The sequence below is a fragment of the Novosphingobium sp. genome (assembly GCF_030699305.1).
GTDB lineage: Bacteria > Pseudomonadota > Alphaproteobacteria > Sphingomonadales > Sphingomonadaceae > Novosphingobium.
This window is the reverse complement of record NZ_JAUYNB010000013.1, coordinates 64388-79597: the sequence shown is the minus strand read 5'-3', so window position 1 is coordinate 79597 and position 15210 is coordinate 64388. Positions and strand designations below refer to the sequence as shown.

14 protein-coding genes are annotated in these 15210 nt (G+C 64.9%); 7 read left to right on the top strand and 7 right to left on the bottom strand.

Annotation, left to right across the window (positions count from 1 at the left end; translation table 11 throughout):
- Nucleotides 1-212: 212 nt before the first annotated feature.
- The 5 genes from accC to Q8Q53_RS06510 all read right to left on the bottom strand — a co-directional run bounded on the left by accC (nt 213) and on the right by Q8Q53_RS06510 (nt 3457).
- Nucleotides 213-1562: an acetyl-CoA carboxylase biotin carboxylase subunit gene (gene accC, locus Q8Q53_RS06530; protein ID WP_305700956.1), complete on the bottom strand. Its 1350-nt coding sequence runs from the start codon at nt 1560-1562 to the stop codon at nt 213-215.
- Between the two features lie 13 nt (nt 1563-1575).
- Nucleotides 1576-2058 (bottom strand): acetyl-CoA carboxylase biotin carboxyl carrier protein, encoded by a 483-nt coding sequence (gene accB / locus Q8Q53_RS06525; protein ID WP_305700955.1) that lies wholly within the window; start codon nt 2056-2058, stop codon nt 1576-1578.
- Between the two features lie 93 nt (nt 2059-2151).
- Entirely contained in the window at nt 2152-2589 is a 438-nt protein-coding gene (gene aroQ, locus Q8Q53_RS06520) for a type II 3-dehydroquinate dehydratase (RefSeq protein ID WP_305700954.1), read from the bottom strand.
- Nucleotides 2590-2697: 108 nt separating this feature from the next.
- Nucleotides 2698-2970, bottom strand: a complete 273-nt coding sequence (locus tag Q8Q53_RS06515) for a hypothetical protein (protein WP_305700953.1) — start codon at nt 2968-2970, stop codon at nt 2698-2700.
- A gap of 73 nt (nt 2971-3043) precedes the next feature.
- A complete protein-coding gene (locus Q8Q53_RS06510; RefSeq protein ID WP_305700952.1) occupies nt 3044-3457 on the bottom strand; it encodes a holin family protein in 414 nt (137 codons plus the stop codon).
- Nucleotides 3458-3597: 140 nt separating this feature from the next.
- Between Q8Q53_RS06510 and Q8Q53_RS06505 the strand changes: the two genes are divergently transcribed.
- The 7 genes from Q8Q53_RS06505 (at nt 3598) to alaS (ending at nt 12082) form a co-directional block, all read left to right on the top strand.
- Entirely contained in the window at nt 3598-4371 is a 774-nt protein-coding gene (locus Q8Q53_RS06505; RefSeq protein WP_305700951.1) for an enoyl-CoA hydratase-related protein, read from the top strand.
- 91 nt (nt 4372-4462) lie between these two features.
- A complete protein-coding gene (locus Q8Q53_RS06500; protein WP_305700950.1) occupies nt 4463-5566 on the top strand; it encodes an acyltransferase in 1104 nt (367 codons plus the stop codon).
- A gap of 105 nt (nt 5567-5671) precedes the next feature.
- The gene (gene recA / locus Q8Q53_RS06495) at nt 5672-6739 is read left to right on the top strand and encodes a recombinase RecA (RefSeq protein WP_305700949.1); all 1068 of its coding nucleotides are present in this window, start codon (nt 5672-5674) and stop codon (nt 6737-6739) included.
- A 246-nt stretch (nt 6740-6985) separates the two neighbouring features.
- Complete coding sequence (locus tag Q8Q53_RS06490) at nt 6986-7606, top strand: glutathione S-transferase (RefSeq protein ID WP_305700948.1); 621 nt, start codon at nt 6986-6988, stop codon at nt 7604-7606.
- 4 nt (nt 7607-7610) lie between these two features.
- Nucleotides 7611-8417, top strand: coding sequence for an agmatinase family protein (locus Q8Q53_RS06485; RefSeq protein WP_305700947.1), 807 nt, complete (start codon nt 7611-7613; stop codon nt 8415-8417).
- 116 nt (nt 8418-8533) lie between these two features.
- On the top strand, nt 8534-9352 hold the full coding sequence (locus tag Q8Q53_RS06480) for a class I SAM-dependent methyltransferase (protein WP_305700946.1): 819 nt from the start codon (nt 8534-8536) through the stop codon (nt 9350-9352).
- 81 nt (nt 9353-9433) lie between these two features.
- Entirely contained in the window at nt 9434-12082 is a 2649-nt protein-coding gene (gene alaS / locus Q8Q53_RS06475) for an alanine--tRNA ligase (RefSeq protein ID WP_305700945.1), read from the top strand.
- Nucleotides 12083-12086: 4 nt separating this feature from the next.
- Here alaS and Q8Q53_RS06470 read toward each other — a convergent pair whose 3' ends face one another.
- Entirely contained in the window at nt 12087-13868 is a 1782-nt protein-coding gene (locus Q8Q53_RS06470) for a cation:proton antiporter (protein WP_305700944.1), read from the bottom strand.
- 117 nt (nt 13869-13985) lie between these two features.
- On the bottom strand, nt 13986-15200 hold the full coding sequence (locus tag Q8Q53_RS06465; protein WP_305700943.1) for an NADP-dependent isocitrate dehydrogenase: 1215 nt from the start codon (nt 15198-15200) through the stop codon (nt 13986-13988).
- Nucleotides 15201-15210 lie beyond the last annotated feature (10 nt).

Below are 15210 nucleotides of genomic sequence, written 5' to 3'. Positions count from 1 at the left end.
CTTCCAATTCCGTCATGCTGAAACAAGTTCAGCATGACGGTTTAGACTTTACGGTGGCGAAGGGGATAAGCGCCAACCAAGTTCAGGGTGACGCGGGTGTGGGCTGGTTTTGCTCCCCGCCAAGCCGACTCAGCCCGCCTGCGTCATGCGCTTTTCGAATGCCACCTCCCCATTTGTGCCATGCGGCAAAAACGGGGAGGAGTTTTGGCGGATTAGGCCTGACGTTCCGCCAGCCATTCCTCCAGCCACTTGATCGTGTAATCGCCGTGGATGAAGTCCGGCTCGTTCATCAGGGCCTGATGTAGCGGGATCGAGGTTTTGACGCCGCCGATCACCATTTCCTGCAAGGCCCGCTTGAGGCGCATGATGCAGCCTTCGCGGGTGCGGCCATAGACGATTAGCTTGGCGATCATGGAATCGTAATACGGCGGGATCTTGTATCCGGCATAGAGCCCGGAATCGACCCGCACGTGCATCCCGCCAGCGGCGTGATAGTTGCTGACCAGCCCGGGTGAGGGGGCAAAAGTCCACGGATCTTCCGCGTTGATGCGGCATTCGATCGCGTGGCCGTTGAATTCGATATCTTCCTGCTTGACCGACAGCGGCTTGCCATCGGCGATGCGGATCTGTTCGCGGACCAGATCGACCCCGGTGATCGCTTCGGTGACGGGGTGTTCGACCTGCAGGCGGGTGTTCATTTCGATGAAATAGAACTCACCATTTTCCCACAGGAACTCGATCGTGCCGGCCCCGCGATAGCCCATTCCGGCCATCGCCTGCGAAACGATCCCGCCCATCCGGTCCCGCTCTTCGGGCGAAATGACGGGCGAAGGGGCTTCTTCCAGCACTTTCTGGTGGCGGCGCTGGAGCGAGCAGTCGCGCTCACCCAAATGGATCGCGTTGCCGTTGCCATCGCCGAACACCTGAAACTCGATGTGACGCGGGTTGCCGAGGTATTTTTCGAGGTAGACGGTGGCATCGCCGAACGCGGCTTTCGCCTCGCTCCCGGCCTGCTGCATCAGCGTTTCCAGCTCATCCGGGCCGGTGCACACTTTCATGCCGCGCCCGCCGCCGCCAGAGGCCGCCTTGATGATCACCGGATAGCCGATTTCAGCCGCGATCTTCGCCGCTTCGACCGGATCGCTGATCGCGCCGTCGCTGCCGGGGACCAGCGGCAGGCCGAGCGCGCCTGCGGTGCGCTTGGCCTCAACCTTGTCGCCCATGGTGCGGATGTGTTCGGGCTTCGGGCCGACCCACGTAATTCCGTGGGCTTCGACGATTTCGGCGAACTGCGCGTTTTCGGACAGGAAGCCATAGCCAGGGTGGATCGCATCGGCATGGGCAATTTCCGCCGCCGAAATGATCGCCGCCACGTTCAGATAGCTGTCCTTGGCCGCCGGGGGGCCGATGCAGACCGCATGATCGGCCAGCCGGACGTGCATGGCATCGGCATCGGCGGTCGAATGGACCGCGACCGTTTCAATGCCCATTTCGCGCGCTGCACGGTGAATCCGCAGGGCAATCTCGCCGCGATTGGCGATAAGGAGCCGGGTGATCGCCATGGAATGTGCGCCTTTACGCGACGACAACCAGCGGCTGGTCGAATTCGACCGGCTGCGCATTGTCGACCAGGATCGCCGTGACCGTGCCAGCGGCCGTTGCGGTGATCGTGTTCATCACCTTCATCGCTTCGATGATGACCAGGGTGTCACCGGGCTTGACCGTCTGGCCAACCGTGATGAACGCTGCCGCGCCCGGTTCGGGCGAGAGATAGACGGTGCCGACCATCGGGGACTTGACCGCGTTGGCGTCCACCGCCGGGGCGGCGGGGGCAGCCGGGGCAGCCACGACCGGAGCCGGTGCGGCCGCAGCCGGGGCGGCAACCGTGTGAACGACCGGTGCCGCAGTGATCTGGCGCGCAACCTTGATCTTGCGATCGCCGTCCTCGACCTCGATCTCGCTCAGACCGGTTTCGACCAGCAGTTCAGCCAGTTCGCGAACCAGTTTGCTGTCGATGTTCATGCCGCCGTTTCGGCCAGCGCCCTTTGCGTCGCTCATGCGATCCCCATGGTTGTTACTCAACCCCGCCTATGCGCGGGGCGGCGGGCAGAGGCAAGGGGCGAAGTGGCGGTTTTACCCGCCGCGCCCGCTTTACAGCCGCGCGGCAGCGTCCAGCGCGACCAGATAACTGTCAGCCCCGAATCCGCAAACCGTCCCCTTCGCGGCCATGCCGACGAAGCTCTGGTGGCGGAATTCCTCGCGCAGGTGGGGGTTCGACAAGTGCACCTCGATCACCGGCACCGTGATGCTGCGGATCGCGTCATGCAGCGCGACGCTGGTGTGGGTATAGGCCCCCGCATTGAGCAGCACGCAGTGTGCGCCTGCGGCCTGTGCGGCGTGGAGCCAGTCGACCAGCGTGCCTTCATGGTTCGATTGCCGGGCGTCGATGGCAAAGCCGTGCGGGGCCGCAGCGGCGGACAGACGCGCCATGATATCATCCAGCGTCTCATGGCCGTAAACTTCTGGCTCACGCGTGCCGAGCAGGTTCAGGTTCGGCCCGTTTAGCACGAATATCGTCTTGTCCGCCACCGATGCCCCAATCCCTGTAATTCAGCCGCCGGGCCATGCCCTGCCGCATCAATAGCCCGCTGGGCCACCGGGGCAAGGGGGTAGCGGTTAGGGTGACCGGCAGATTGGCTATTCGCCGGTCTGGCCGCCGTCTTCCGGCGCGGTATCGTCCGGTTCGACTTCGTTGATGACGGTTTCCGTGGGGGCTTCGCTGGCGGCGTTCTTTGCGGCTGACTCGGCGCGCTTGGCGGCCTGTTCGGCGCGGTCGGCGGCGGCATTGGCCGTGGCGATGGCCTCGGTCAGCTTTTCCTCGCGGTTGGAGCAGCCCGACAGCAACAGGGCAGCGGCCACGCTCAGAACCAGGGGCAGGGCGGTGCGACGGCGGTTTTTGTTGTGATTCATGTTCAACTCCACGCGGCGGCAATAGCGGCAAAACCTTACCCGAAGCTGACCACGCCGCACCGCACCGGTTCGCCTATTTGTCGCTGCCGGAAATCTTGCCCCACTGCCGCGCTGCGGTGTAGCCGAGATAGCCCGTGCCGAACAGGGCATAGAGCGGCTCTGGCAGGCCAGCCAGATAGGCATTCATCCCCGCCGCGATGGCTTGGGCCGAATCCGGCCGGAACGCCGCGATCAACCCCATCGGCAGCGCCCACAGCAGCAGCGCATAGATGACATAGAGGAAACTGGGCCGCGCGCGGCTGGTCCACGGGTCGGCGGAATTGGCTTCCGCGATGATGGCCGACAGGCGCGACTGGATTTCGGCCAGTTCCTGCGATCCCTGCAACTGCAACAGTTCCAGCTTGGCCTTGTCGCGCGCGGCTTTGTCGGGGATGATTTTGTCGATGATCGCGGCGATCGGACCGATCAGGGTTTCAAGAATTGCCATGCCTTTACTCCATTTGGTTGATGAAACACATCCTTGTAACCAAATTGGCACTTGTAGGAAAATCGCGCAGCGCGGTGGCGCGGGCTGGTGAAGTGTGGAACGGTAGAACCGGGCAGAACGGCACACAGGAGGGGCAGAGGATGCGGCATATCAAGGTGACGGTGACCGGCGGGGTGCGGACGGTGACGCTGGCGCGGCCCGAGGTGCTCAACGCGATCAACCCGGCGATGCACGATGAGCTGGAGCAGGCCTTCAACGCCTATGCCGCCGCGCCGGACGAACACATCTGCGTCATCACCGGCGAAGGGCGCGGCTTCTGCGCCGGGTCCGACCTCAAGGCCGCCGCGCTCGAAGGGCACCGCGATTATCCCGCGCACGGCTATGCCGGACTGATCGAGCGGTTCGATTGCCCCAAACCGTTCATCGCCGCCGTCAATGGCCTCGCGCTGGGCGGCGGGTTCGAAGTGGCGCTGGCCTGCGATATCGTGATCGCGGCGGAAAGCGCCAGCTTTGGCCTGCCCGAGCCGCTGGTCGGCGCGATTGCGCTGGGCGGCGGGCTGCACCGGCTGGCGCGGCAGGCCCCGCTCAAGCAGGCGATGGGGATGATCCTGGCGGCGCGGCGAGTCAGCGCGGCCGATGGCTTCCGGATGGGCTTCGTTACTGAAGTCGTGCCGGACGCAGACCTGGCTGACTGCACCGCGCGGTGGTGCGCCGATATCCTCAAAGCCTCGCCGATGTCGGTGCGCACATCCAAGGAAGTCACCTTGCGCGGCCTCGCCGAAGCCGATGTCGAGGCCGCCATGAAAGCGCAGCCCGGCTGGGCCGCGTTCCAGGCCTGGCGCACCAGCGAGGACGCGCGTGAAGGCCCGCTGGCGTTTGCCGAAAAGCGCCAGCCCCGCTGGACCGGGCGCTGATCCGTTAGCATGGCCGGGCCGGGCGCACGGAATCTGACGATAGCCCCTGTTCCCCGGTTGCTTATGCGCCGGACTTGGGCATAGCGCCGCCATGCCTGTCCAGAAGCTCGATTTTGTGGACCGCATGCGCGGTCTGGCGATCCTTGCGGTGATCGCGGTGCATTATGCGCAGATGTTCGCCAGCCCGGCGCTGAAGATCATCGGCGCGACGGGGCAGGTCGGCGTGCAGCTGTTCTTCGTCGCCTCTGCCTTCACGCTGTGCCTCTCGGCGGACCAGCGCGCGGGTGAGGCGCATGGGGTGCGCAACTTCTATATCCGCCGCTATTTCCGGATCGCGCCGCTCTATTACCTGGGGATCGCGGCCTACTCCGCGCTTTATATCGGGGTGGGCAAGGGGGCGAACTATACCGCCGACAACATTCTGGCGAACGTGTTCTTCGTGCACGGGGTGATCCCGTCCGCCAACAATTCGATCGTCCCGGGCGGGTGGACGATCGGGGCGGAAATGCTGTTCTACTTCATCTTCCCGGCGCTCTATTGGGCGGTGGAGCGCAGCTGGCGGCGGTTTGGCGCGCGCGTGCTGGCGGGGTGGATGGCGTTTGCGCTGCTGGTCGCACTCGGCTGGCACTTTGGCTACCGGCTGGAAACCGGCCGCTGGATCGCCAACAACCAGTTCCCCTATACCGTGTTCATAGCCCAGTTCCCGGTGTTCATGATCGGCATCGTCTATTACCTCGCGGCGTGGCGCGGGGATGCGCTGGCGCCGCACCGGCTGCGTGACGGGCTGCTTGCGATCGCTGGCTTCAGCCTGTGCAGTTGGGTGATCGTGGCGGATGTCCGGCCGCTTTACGGCGTCCTGCCGACGTTTGCCGGGATCGCCTCGGTGTTCCTCGCCAACTGGCTGCGCGGGCAGAACGCACAGGGCGGCTGGCTGGTCGCGATCGGCAAGGTCAGCTTCAGCCTGTACGTGCTCCATTTCCTGCTGGTGTGGCAGCCGTCCGCGTGGGTGATCTGGTGGTTCGAAGGCGATCCGCTGTCCGAATGGCTGATCGCGCTGCCACTGTTCGCGATCAATGTGCTGGTGCTGTTCTGGGCCGGGCGAATCACGCTGCGGTTCATCGAAACGCCCGCAAACAATCTGGCCCGTGCGCTGATCCGCAGGCTCGACAAACCCAAGGAAATCCCCGTGTCTTGAGCGGTGCAGGAAAATTTTAGTTCCCCTCTTGTTCCACTGGAACAAACGCGATACAAACGCGTCAGTTGACCTTCCTGGTCAGCGAGTTAGGCAAGGGGACGGACAATGGCTGCACAGCTCAAGCTGATTCAGGAAGGCAAAGATACCATGGATCGTCAAAAGGCGCTCGAAGCAGCGCTGGCGCAGATCGACCGCGCGTTCGGCAAGGGCAGCGCGATGAAGCTCGGCTCGAAGGAAACGATGCAGGTGGAAGCGATTTCCAGCGGATCGCTGGGCCTGGATATCGCGCTGGGCGTGGGCGGCCTGCCGCGCGGCCGCGTGATCGAAATCTACGGCCCGGAAAGCTCGGGCAAGACCACGCTGGCGCTGCACGTGATCGCCGAAGCGCAGAAGACGGGCGGTACGGCCGCATTCATCGACGCCGAACACGCGCTCGATCCGGTCTATGCCAAGAAGCTGGGCGTGAATATCGACGAGCTGATCGTCTCGCAGCCGGATACGGGCGAGCAGGCGCTCGAAATCGTCGACACGCTGGTGCGTTCCAACGCGATCGACGTGCTGGTGGTGGACTCGGTTGCCGCACTGGTTCCCCGCGCTGAAATCGAAGGCGAAATGGGCGACAGCCACGTCGGCCTTCAGGCCCGGCTGATGAGCCAGAGCCTGCGCAAGCTGACCGGTTCGATCAGCCGCTCGCGCTGCATGGTGATCTTCATCAACCAGCTGCGCATGAAAATCGGCGTGATGTATGGCAACCCGGAAACCACGACGGGCGGCAACGCGCTGAAGTTCTACGCTTCGGTCCGGCTCGACATCCGCCGCACCGGGCAGATCAAGGATCGTGACGAAATCGTCGGCAACGCGACCCGCGTGAAAGTCGTCAAGAACAAGGTCGCCCCGCCGTTCAAGCAGGTGGAATTCGACATCATGTACGGCGAAGGCATCTCCAAGATCGGGGAAATCCTTGATCTGGGCGTGAAGGCCGGGATCGTCGAGAAGTCGGGCGCGTGGTTCAGCTATGACAGCATCCGGATCGGCCAGGGCCGTGAGAATTCAAAGACGTTCCTCAAGGAAAACCGCGAAATTTGCGACCGGCTGGAGGCTGCGATCCGCGGCCAGACCGAAGGTCTTGCCGTGGAGATGATGGCGGGTCCGGACGCGGACGACGACACCTGATCCCCGAAGAATTCCGCCTCGGCAGCCGCCCGCTGCCGCTGCGGGGTTGAAGGGAAGTGGCTCCTTCTGTCCCCCAAACCCAAGGGGGAGTGCTTCCACGAAACAGGACCGGCGCAGTGCTCTCAACCCGCACTGCGCCGGTTTTTCGTCTGTCTGGCTGGTTGCGGTGCACGCGTGACCAAAGGCCACTGGCCGCGTCGTGGCAAGCCGTTTAGCGTGACCGCAAATCATACCGGGAGAATCCAGATGTCGCTGATCGTCCACCACCTCAACAACAGCCGTTCGCAGCGGATCCTCTGGCTGCTGGAGGAACTCGAACTGCCGTATGAGCTGCGTCCGTATCAGCGCGACGCCGTCACCAATCTGGCTCCGCCGGAACTGAAGGCGATTCACCCGCTCGGCAAATCACCGCTGCTGGAGGATGCGGGCGATGTGATCCAGGAATCCGGCGCGATCGTGCAGTATCTGATCGACACGCACGGGGGCGGGCGGTTCCAGCCTGCGGCCGCCGATGCGCTGCGCCATTCGCAGTTCATGCACTTTGCCGAAGGGTCGGCGATGACCCCGATCCTGCTGCAACTCTACACCTCGCGGCTCGGCGATGCTGCCGCGCCGCTGACCCCGCGGATTAACGAACAGCTGGCCAGCCACTTCGCCTATCTGGAAGGTGAACTGCGCCCCAGCGGGCACTTCGTCGGCGATGACTGGACCGGGGCGGACGTGATGCTCAGCTTCCCGGCGGAAATTGCGGTGATGCAGGGGGCGGGCGCGCAGTATCCCGGGCTGGCCGCATTTGTCGCCGCCGCCCACGCCCGCCCCGCCTGGCAGCGCGCCCGTGCAAAGGGCGGGGCCTATTACGGCTATTGAGCGGATGCGGCCGACGATCCAGCTGGTCGGACTGCCCAGCGACAGCAATTCCTCGTTCGAACGCGGCCCGGCGCTGGCTCCGGCAGCGATTCGCAGCGCCCTGTGGTCCGACCGGGGCAATCTGGCGTGTGAAAACGGGATGGAGGTCGGCCAGGACTTCGACCTGACAGATCGCGGTGACCTGCCCCTGCGCGAAACGGCGGACGACGATGCGTTGATCCGCACCGCAATTTCAGAAACGCTGGGGGCGGGTGCGGTCCCGCTCGCGCTCGGCGGCGATCACGCGATGACCCACCCGGTGGTGCAGGCGGTTCATGCCAAACATGGCCCGCTCACCATCCTGCATTTCGATGCGCACCCCGACCTTTACGCCGATTTCGCAGGCAATCCGCGCAGCCACGCCTCGCCGTTCGCGCGGATCATGGAAGGTGGTCTTGCCCGGCGGCTGGTGCAGGTCGGCATCCGCACACTCAATCGCCATTGCCGCGAACAGGCGGCGCGGTTCGGGGTGGAGATCGTGCCGCTGGCCGATTTCACCCCCGCATCCGTGCCGGTGCTGGAAGGCCCGCTCTATATCAGCATCGACCTCGACGGGATTGACCCGTCAGAAGCCCCCGGTGTGTCGCACCCGGAACCCGGCGGGTTGACGGTGCGCGAAGTGCTGGCCGTCCTGCGCCGCCAGAGCGCGCCGGTGGTCGGCGCCGACATCGTCGAACTGAACCCCCGGTTCGACCACAACGACCGCACCGCCATCCTCGCGGCCAAACTGGTACGCGAACTGGCGGCACTGATCGCCCGCAACGGGGCCTGACGGGGAAGGGGGCGGTCCCCCGTCAGCGCCGGATCAAAACGCAAGTGCATCAGGAACTTGTTCCACTGATTTCGCACCCGCTTGCCAAGGCCACGTCTGGGGCATAGCGTGTGGGAATGACGAACATCATGGATTGGCAGACGCAAGTCGGGCGCACCTGGGCGGATAACTATCTGCTGACCGACCGGTCGTTCGCGGGGCTGACCCAGCGCTTGCTGGAACGGATCACCGAACGGGTCGGCGATGCGGTGCTGGATATCGGCTGCGGCGCGGGCGAGCTGGCGCTGGCCATTGCGCGCACCCGGATGACCGCGCGGGTAATTGGCGTCGATGTTTCCAGCGACCTGATCGAAGCCGCGCGGCGGCGGGGCGATCAGCTGGGCAATGCCGGGTTCGTGCTGGCGGATGCGGCCAACTGGCGCGAGCCGGGCTTTTCACCAGACCTGCTGGTGTCGCGCCACGGGGTGATGTTCTTCGATGATCCGGTCGCCGCGTTCACCAACCTGCACGATCAGGCCAACATGGACGCGGAACTGGTGTTCAGCTGTTTTCGCAACGCGTCGGAAAATCCCTGGGCGGTGGGCATGGCCAAAGTGCTGGGGCTGGAACCGGCGGGCGGATCGACCGCGCCGGGGCCGTTTGCCTTTGCCGATCCGCAGCACGTGGAAAACATCCTGTCCGCCGCCGGGTGGCAGGGAATCGCGTTTGAACCGGTCGATTTTGCCTATGTCGCGGGCGTGGGCGAGGACCCGGTGGCCGATGCGCTGGCCTTTTTCCGCCGGATCGGCCCGGCCGCGCCGGTGCTGCGCGCGCTGGAAGGCGCGGCACGGGCCGATGCCGAGGCGCGGTTGGCCGGTTGGCTGGACGAACATCGCAGCGGCAACCTGATCGCGTTCGGCGCGGCGGCCTGGATCGTGACCGCCTGCCATGATTAGCGGGTAAGCTGAACGGGCGATTACTGGAATCGCGCCTTCGCGCTTGCCGGTGCGGCGGACCTGCCTTAGTGGCGGTTCGCTATGACATCGACGAACGAAATCCGCCGCTCTTTCCTCGGTTACTTCGGCTCGAACGGGCACGATGTGGTGCAGTCTGCGCCGCTGGTTCCGTATAACGATCCGACGCTGATGTTCACCAACGCCGGGATGGTGCCGTTCAAGAACGTGTTCACCGGCCTTGAAACCCGTGCCAATCCGCGCGCGACGTCATCGCAGAAGTGCGTGCGCGCCGGGGGCAAGCACAACGATCTGGACAACGTTGGCTATACCGCGCGGCACCATACGTTCTTTGAAATGCTGGGCAATTTCAGCTTTGGCGACTATTTCAAGGACCAGGCGATCACGCACGCCTGGACCCTGCTGACGCGCGAATGGGGCCTGCCCAAGGACAAGCTGCTCGCCACCGTTTATCACACCGATGATGAAGCGGCGGAGCTGTGGAAGAAGATCGCCGGACTGTCGGATGACCGGATCATCCGCATCGCCACCAAGGACAACTTCTGGGCGATGGGCGATGATGGCCCGTGCGGTCCGTGCAGCGAAATCTTCTTTGACCACGGCGATCACATCTGGGGCGGCCCGCCGGGATCGGCGGAGGAAGACGGCGACCGGTTCATCGAAATCTGGAACCTGGTGTTCATGCAGTTCGAGCAGACCGCCGGGGAAATCACCGGCAACCTGCCCAAGCCCAGCATCGACACCGGCATGGGGCTGGAACGCATCGCCGCCGTGATGCAGGGCCAGCACGACAATTACGATACCGACACGTTCCGCGCGCTGATCGCCGCGTCCGAAAGCCTGACCGGCGTGCGCGCCGAAGGTGAGACGCAGGCCAGCCACCGCGTGATCGCGGATCACTTGCGCTCGGTCAGCTTCCTGCTGGCCGACGGGGTGCTGCCGTCGAACGAAGGACGCGGTTATGTGCTGCGCCGGATCATGCGCCGGGCGATGCGCCACGCGCACCTGCTGGGCGCGAAGCACCCGCTGATGCACCGGCTGGTGCCCGCGCTGGTGACCGAAATGGGCGCCGCCTATCCGGAACTGGGCCGCGCGCAGCCGCTGATCCAGGAAGTGCTGGAGCGCGAGGAAACCAAGTTCCGCCAGACGCTGGCCAATGGCCTGAAGCTGCTGGACGAGGCGACCGGCACGCTGGGCGAGGGCGACAACCTGCCGGGCGAAACCGCGTTCCGGCTCTATGACACCTTCGGCTTCCCCTATGACCTGACCGAGGACGCGCTGCGCGCGCGCGGGATCGGGGTGGACAAGGACGGCTTTGACGCGGCGATGGCCCAGCAAAAGGCTGCCGCCCGCGCCGCCTGGAAGGGCAGCGGGCAGGCGGCTGACAGCGAAGTGTGGTTTGACATCGCCGAACGCGTCGGCGCGACCGAATTTACCGGCTACACGGCCGTCACGGGCGAGGCGCAAGTCGTCGCGCTGGTGCGAGATGGCCGGGAAGTAAGTGAAGTTGGCGCTGGCCATTCGGCAACCATCATTACTAACCAGACCCCGTTTTACGCTGAGAGTGGCGGTCAGCAGGGCGATATTGGACGAATTTTCAACAACGACGGACTGATGATTGGAGTGCTTGATACGGCCAAGCCTCTTGGGCGCCTTCATGCACATCAGGGGGAAGTAACTAGCGGTGTCGTGAAGGTCGGTGACGTGGTGAAGCTGGATATCGACGTCGCGCGCCGCGATGCGATCCGCGCCAACCACTCGGCCACGCACCTGCTGCATGCCGCGCTGCGCAACCGGCTGGGTGCGCACGTCACGCAAAAGGGCTCGCTGGTGGCGGCCGAGCGGTTGCGGTTCGACTTCTCGCAGCCGACCGCGCTGACGGCTGAAGACATTGCGGCGATCGAAGCGGAGGTGAACGCGGAAATCCGCGCCAACGATCCGGTCGTGACCCGTCTGATGAGCCCCGACGACGCGATCGAAGCGGGCGCGATGGCGCTGTTCGGTGAAAAGTACGGCGATGAAGTGCGCGTGCTGAGCATGGGCCGGGTCGCCGACAAGGCCTACTCGGTCGAACTGTGCGGCGGCACCCACGTGCGCGCGCTGGGCGACATCGGCGTGCTGCGGATCGTGTCGGAAAGCGCGGTTTCATCAGGCGTGCGCCGGATCGAGGCGCTGACCGGCGAAGGCGCGCGCCAGTGGCTCGTCGCGCGTGAGGACGCGCTCAAGGGTGCGGCCAGCCTGCTGCGCACGACCCCGGACGACGTCGAAACCCGCGTCGCGGCGCTGCTCGATGAGCGCAAGAAGCTGGAACGTGAACTGGCCGAAGCAAAGAAGGCGCTCGCGCTGGGCGGCAGCGGCGGGGCCAAGGCCGAAGCGGCGGACGAGGACGTGGGCGGGGTGAAATTCTCTGGCCAGGTGATCGACGGGCTGGACGCCAAGGAACTGCGCGGGCTGCTCGATGCGGCCAAGCAGCGGATGGGTTCGGGCGTGGCGGTGATCGTCGCGGTCAACGACGGCAAGGCCAGCATCGCGGCAGCCGTGACCGATGACCTGACCGGCACGGTCAGCGCGGTCGATCTGGTGCGCGCGGGCGTCGAGGCGCTGGGCGGCAAGGGCGGCGGCGGCCGCGCCGACATGGCGCAAGGTGGCGGTCCGGACGGGACGAAGGCAGCGGATGCGATTGCGGCGGTGAAAGCGGTTCTGGCCGGCTGAACGGCTAACTCGTCCGGTCGCGCAGGCTGGAGCTTTTGAGCTGGGGCAGTTCGTCCAGTTCGCCCTCTTTCATCAGGCGGGCGCGGAATTCGTCGCGCTTTTCGTGAATGCTGGCGATGACCGGGCCCATCGGCACGCCCAGGTCAACCAGCACGGCTTCCGACAGTTGCAGCGAGGATTCCAGCGTTTCCGGCACGGCATGGCTGGCCCCGGCGCGGTAGAGTTCCGCCGCATGGCTGACATCGCGGGCGCGGGCGATGATCGGCAGGTCTGGATACAGCCCGCGCAGCTTGCGCACGATCCGCTGCGCGCTGACGGGTTCATCCATCGTCAGGATCACTGCGGTCGCTTGTTCCGCCCCCAACCGGCTGAGCGTGCCGGTCCGGGCGGCGTCGGCAAAGTGGGCGTGCAGCCCGCGCTTCTGGGCGATCCGGACCTGATCGGCGTCCGCATCGATCGCCAGATAGGGCTTGCCGTGGGTTTCCAGCATCTCCGCCACCAACCGCCCGACCCGCCCGCAGCCGACGATGATCGCGCGCGGCGTGGAGTTATCGTCATCCTCCTTGCGCATCTGGGTGCCGTGGTCAACTTCGCGGCCGACGCGGCGTCCCAGCCACGCCAGCAGCGGGGTCACCGTCAGCCCCAGCGCCGTGACGATCTGCCAGAACTGGGCGGTTTCCGGCTGGATCAGCGCTGCGCTGGTGGCTGCGGCCAGCACGATCAGGGTGGTTTCCGATGGACTGGCGAGCAGAATGCCGGCCTCCGTAGCGGTGCCCGCGCGCAGGCCGAGCACGCGCAAGGCTGCGGTGGTGACAATCGCCTTGACCACCAGCACGCCCAGCGTGGCGAGCAGGATCAGGGTCAGGTTTTCGGCGACGACGCGCAAGTCGATGCTCATCCCCACGGTCAGCAGGAACACCCCCAGTGCCAGCCCCTTGAACGGACGGGTGAACGCTTCAACCTCTCCGTGGTATTCGGTTTCGGCAATCAGCAGGCCCGCCAGCAGCGCGCCCATGATCGGCGACAGGCCGACCGCCCCGGTCGCGAGCGAGGCGACGATCACCACCAGCAGGCTGGCAGCAAGGAAAAGTTCCGGGCTTTTCGTGCGCGCGGCCTGGGCGAACAGGTGCGGCAGCAGGAACCGGCCAAGGCCCATCAGGGCAATGATCGTCAACGCCCCATAGGTCAGTGTTTCGACCAGGCTGCCGCTGGCATCGTTTGCGGCGTGCGGGGCCAGCGCGCCCAGCAGGAAGATGATCGGGACGAGCGCGATGTCTTCGAACAGCAGCGTCGACAGCGCGGCCTTCCCGACCGGGCTGGTGGTGCCGGTCATCGGCAGGACCAGCGCCGTGGATGACATCGCCAGCGCGATTCCCAGCGCCAGCGCCCCGATCAGGGTCTGCCCCATCAGGGTCAGCGCAAATGCGATCAGCGACCCGGCAATCAGCAGCTCCATCGATCCGCCGCCGAACACCTGTCGGCGCAAGCCCCACAGGCGGTTGAACGACAGTTCCAGACCGATTTCGAACAGCAGCAGGATGATCCCGAACTCCGCGAAGGGTTTCAGCCGTTCCGGATCGGTAATGGTGACATATTGCAGCCAGGGGTGATCGAACACCAGCCGGCCGAGGCCATAGGGGCCGACCAGCAGCCCGACCAGAATGAACCCGATCACCGGGCTGATCCGGAGCCGCGCGAACAGCGGGATCACGATTCCCGCCGCCCCAAGGATTACCAGCGCATCGCTGAGCGGGGAGGTGGGTGAAAATGCGATCGCTCCGGCCATGCGCACGGAGTAGGCAGGAAGCGCGCGAATGTCACGGCCCGCGCATACGAAAAAGGGCGGCCCCGCATTGCGGAACCGCCCCTTTTTCCGGCCGTCAGGCCGCTGCGCGCAGGCGCATCAGGCCATTGCGGCTTCCAGGTTGTCCACGATCGCTTCGAAGAAGCCTTCGGTGGTCAACCAGGGCTGTTCCGGACCGATCAGGATCGCCAGATCCTTGGTCATCTTGCCGCTTTCCACGGTTTCGATGCAGACGCGTTCCAGCGTTTCGGCGAACGCCACCACTTCGGGCGTGTTGTCGAACTTGCCGCGATACATCAGGCCGCGCGTCCAGGCGAAGATCGATGCGATGGGGTTGGTGCTGGTCGCCTTGCCCTGCTGGTGCTGGCGGTAGTGGCGGGTGACCGTGCCGTGCGCGGCTTCGGCTTCGACCGTGTTGCCATCGGGCGTCATCAGCACCGAGGTCATCAGGCCAAGCGACCCGAACCCCTGGGCAACCTGATCCGACTGCACATCGCCGTCATAGTTCTTGCAGGCCCACACAAACTTGCCCGACCACTTCAGCGCGGAAGCGACCATGTCGTCGATCAGGCGGTGTTCGTATACGATCCCCGCGGCGGCGAACTTTTCCTTGAAGCCTTCTGTTTCATAGACTTCCTGGAACAGATCCTTGAAACGCCCGTCATAGGCCTTGAGGATGGTGTTCTTGGTCGACAGGTAGACCGGCCAGCCCAGGTTGAGGCCATAGTTCAGGCTGGCGCGGGCAAAATCGCGGATCGAATCGTCGAGGTTGTACATCGCCATCGCAACGCCGGCGCTGGGGAACTTGAACACTTCGAGATCGAGCGATTCGCCGTTGTCGCCGTCGAACACCAGACGCAGCGTGCCGGGGCCGGGGATCAGGGTGTCGGTGGCCTTGTACTGGTCACCAAATGCGTGACGGCCAACCACGATCGGGTCGGTCCAGCCGGGGATCAGGCGGGGGACGTTCTGGATCACGATCGGTTCGCGGAACACGACGCCGCCCAGGATGTTGCGGATCGTGCCGTTGGGCGACTTCCACATCTTCTTCAGCTTGAACTCTTCAACGCGGGCTTCGTCCGGGGTGATCGTGGCGCACTTCACGGCCACGCCATACTGCTGGGTCGCGTTCGCGGCATCGACGGTGATCTGGTCGTTCGTCTCGTCACGCTTTTCCACGGAGAGATCGTAGTACTTCAGATCGATGTCGAGGTAGGGCAGGATCAGCCGTTCACGGATCCATTGCCAGATGATGCGGGTCATTTCATCGCCGTCCATCTCGACGACGGGGTTTTTCACCTTGATCTTGGCCATCGCGTCTTTG

What these genes read in the sequence shown, in the direction of transcription:
- accC (WP_305700956.1), bottom strand. Translation starts at nt 1,562, where the DNA reads ATGGCGATCACCCGGCTCCTTATCGCCAATCGCGGCGAGATTGCCCTG.
- accB (WP_305700955.1), bottom strand. Translation starts at nt 2,058, where the DNA reads ATGAGCGACGCAAAGGGCGCTGGCCGAAACGGCGGCATGAACATCGAC.
- Q8Q53_RS06515 (WP_305700953.1), bottom strand. Translation starts at nt 2,970, where the DNA reads ATGAATCACAACAAAAACCGCCGTCGCACCGCCCTGCCCCTGGTTCTG.
- Q8Q53_RS06510 (WP_305700952.1), bottom strand. Translation starts at nt 3,457, where the DNA reads ATGGCAATTCTTGAAACCCTGATCGGTCCGATCGCCGCGATCATCGAC.
- Q8Q53_RS06505 (WP_305700951.1), top strand. Translation starts at nt 3,598, where the DNA reads ATGCGGCATATCAAGGTGACGGTGACCGGCGGGGTGCGGACGGTGACG.
- Q8Q53_RS06500 (WP_305700950.1), top strand. Translation starts at nt 4,463, where the DNA reads ATGCCTGTCCAGAAGCTCGATTTTGTGGACCGCATGCGCGGTCTGGCG.
- recA (WP_305700949.1), top strand. Translation starts at nt 5,672, where the DNA reads ATGGCTGCACAGCTCAAGCTGATTCAGGAAGGCAAAGATACCATGGAT.
- Q8Q53_RS06490 (WP_305700948.1), top strand. Translation starts at nt 6,986, where the DNA reads ATGTCGCTGATCGTCCACCACCTCAACAACAGCCGTTCGCAGCGGATC.
- Q8Q53_RS06485 (WP_305700947.1), top strand. Translation starts at nt 7,611, where the DNA reads ATGCGGCCGACGATCCAGCTGGTCGGACTGCCCAGCGACAGCAATTCC.
- Q8Q53_RS06480 (WP_305700946.1), top strand. Translation starts at nt 8,534, where the DNA reads ATGACGAACATCATGGATTGGCAGACGCAAGTCGGGCGCACCTGGGCG.
- alaS (WP_305700945.1), top strand. Translation starts at nt 9,434, where the DNA reads ATGACATCGACGAACGAAATCCGCCGCTCTTTCCTCGGTTACTTCGGC.
- Q8Q53_RS06470 (WP_305700944.1), bottom strand. Translation starts at nt 13,868, where the DNA reads ATGGCCGGAGCGATCGCATTTTCACCCACCTCCCCGCTCAGCGATGCG.
- Q8Q53_RS06465 (WP_305700943.1), bottom strand. Translation starts at nt 15,200, where the DNA reads ATGGCCAAGATCAAGGTGAAAAACCCCGTCGTCGAGATGGACGGCGAT.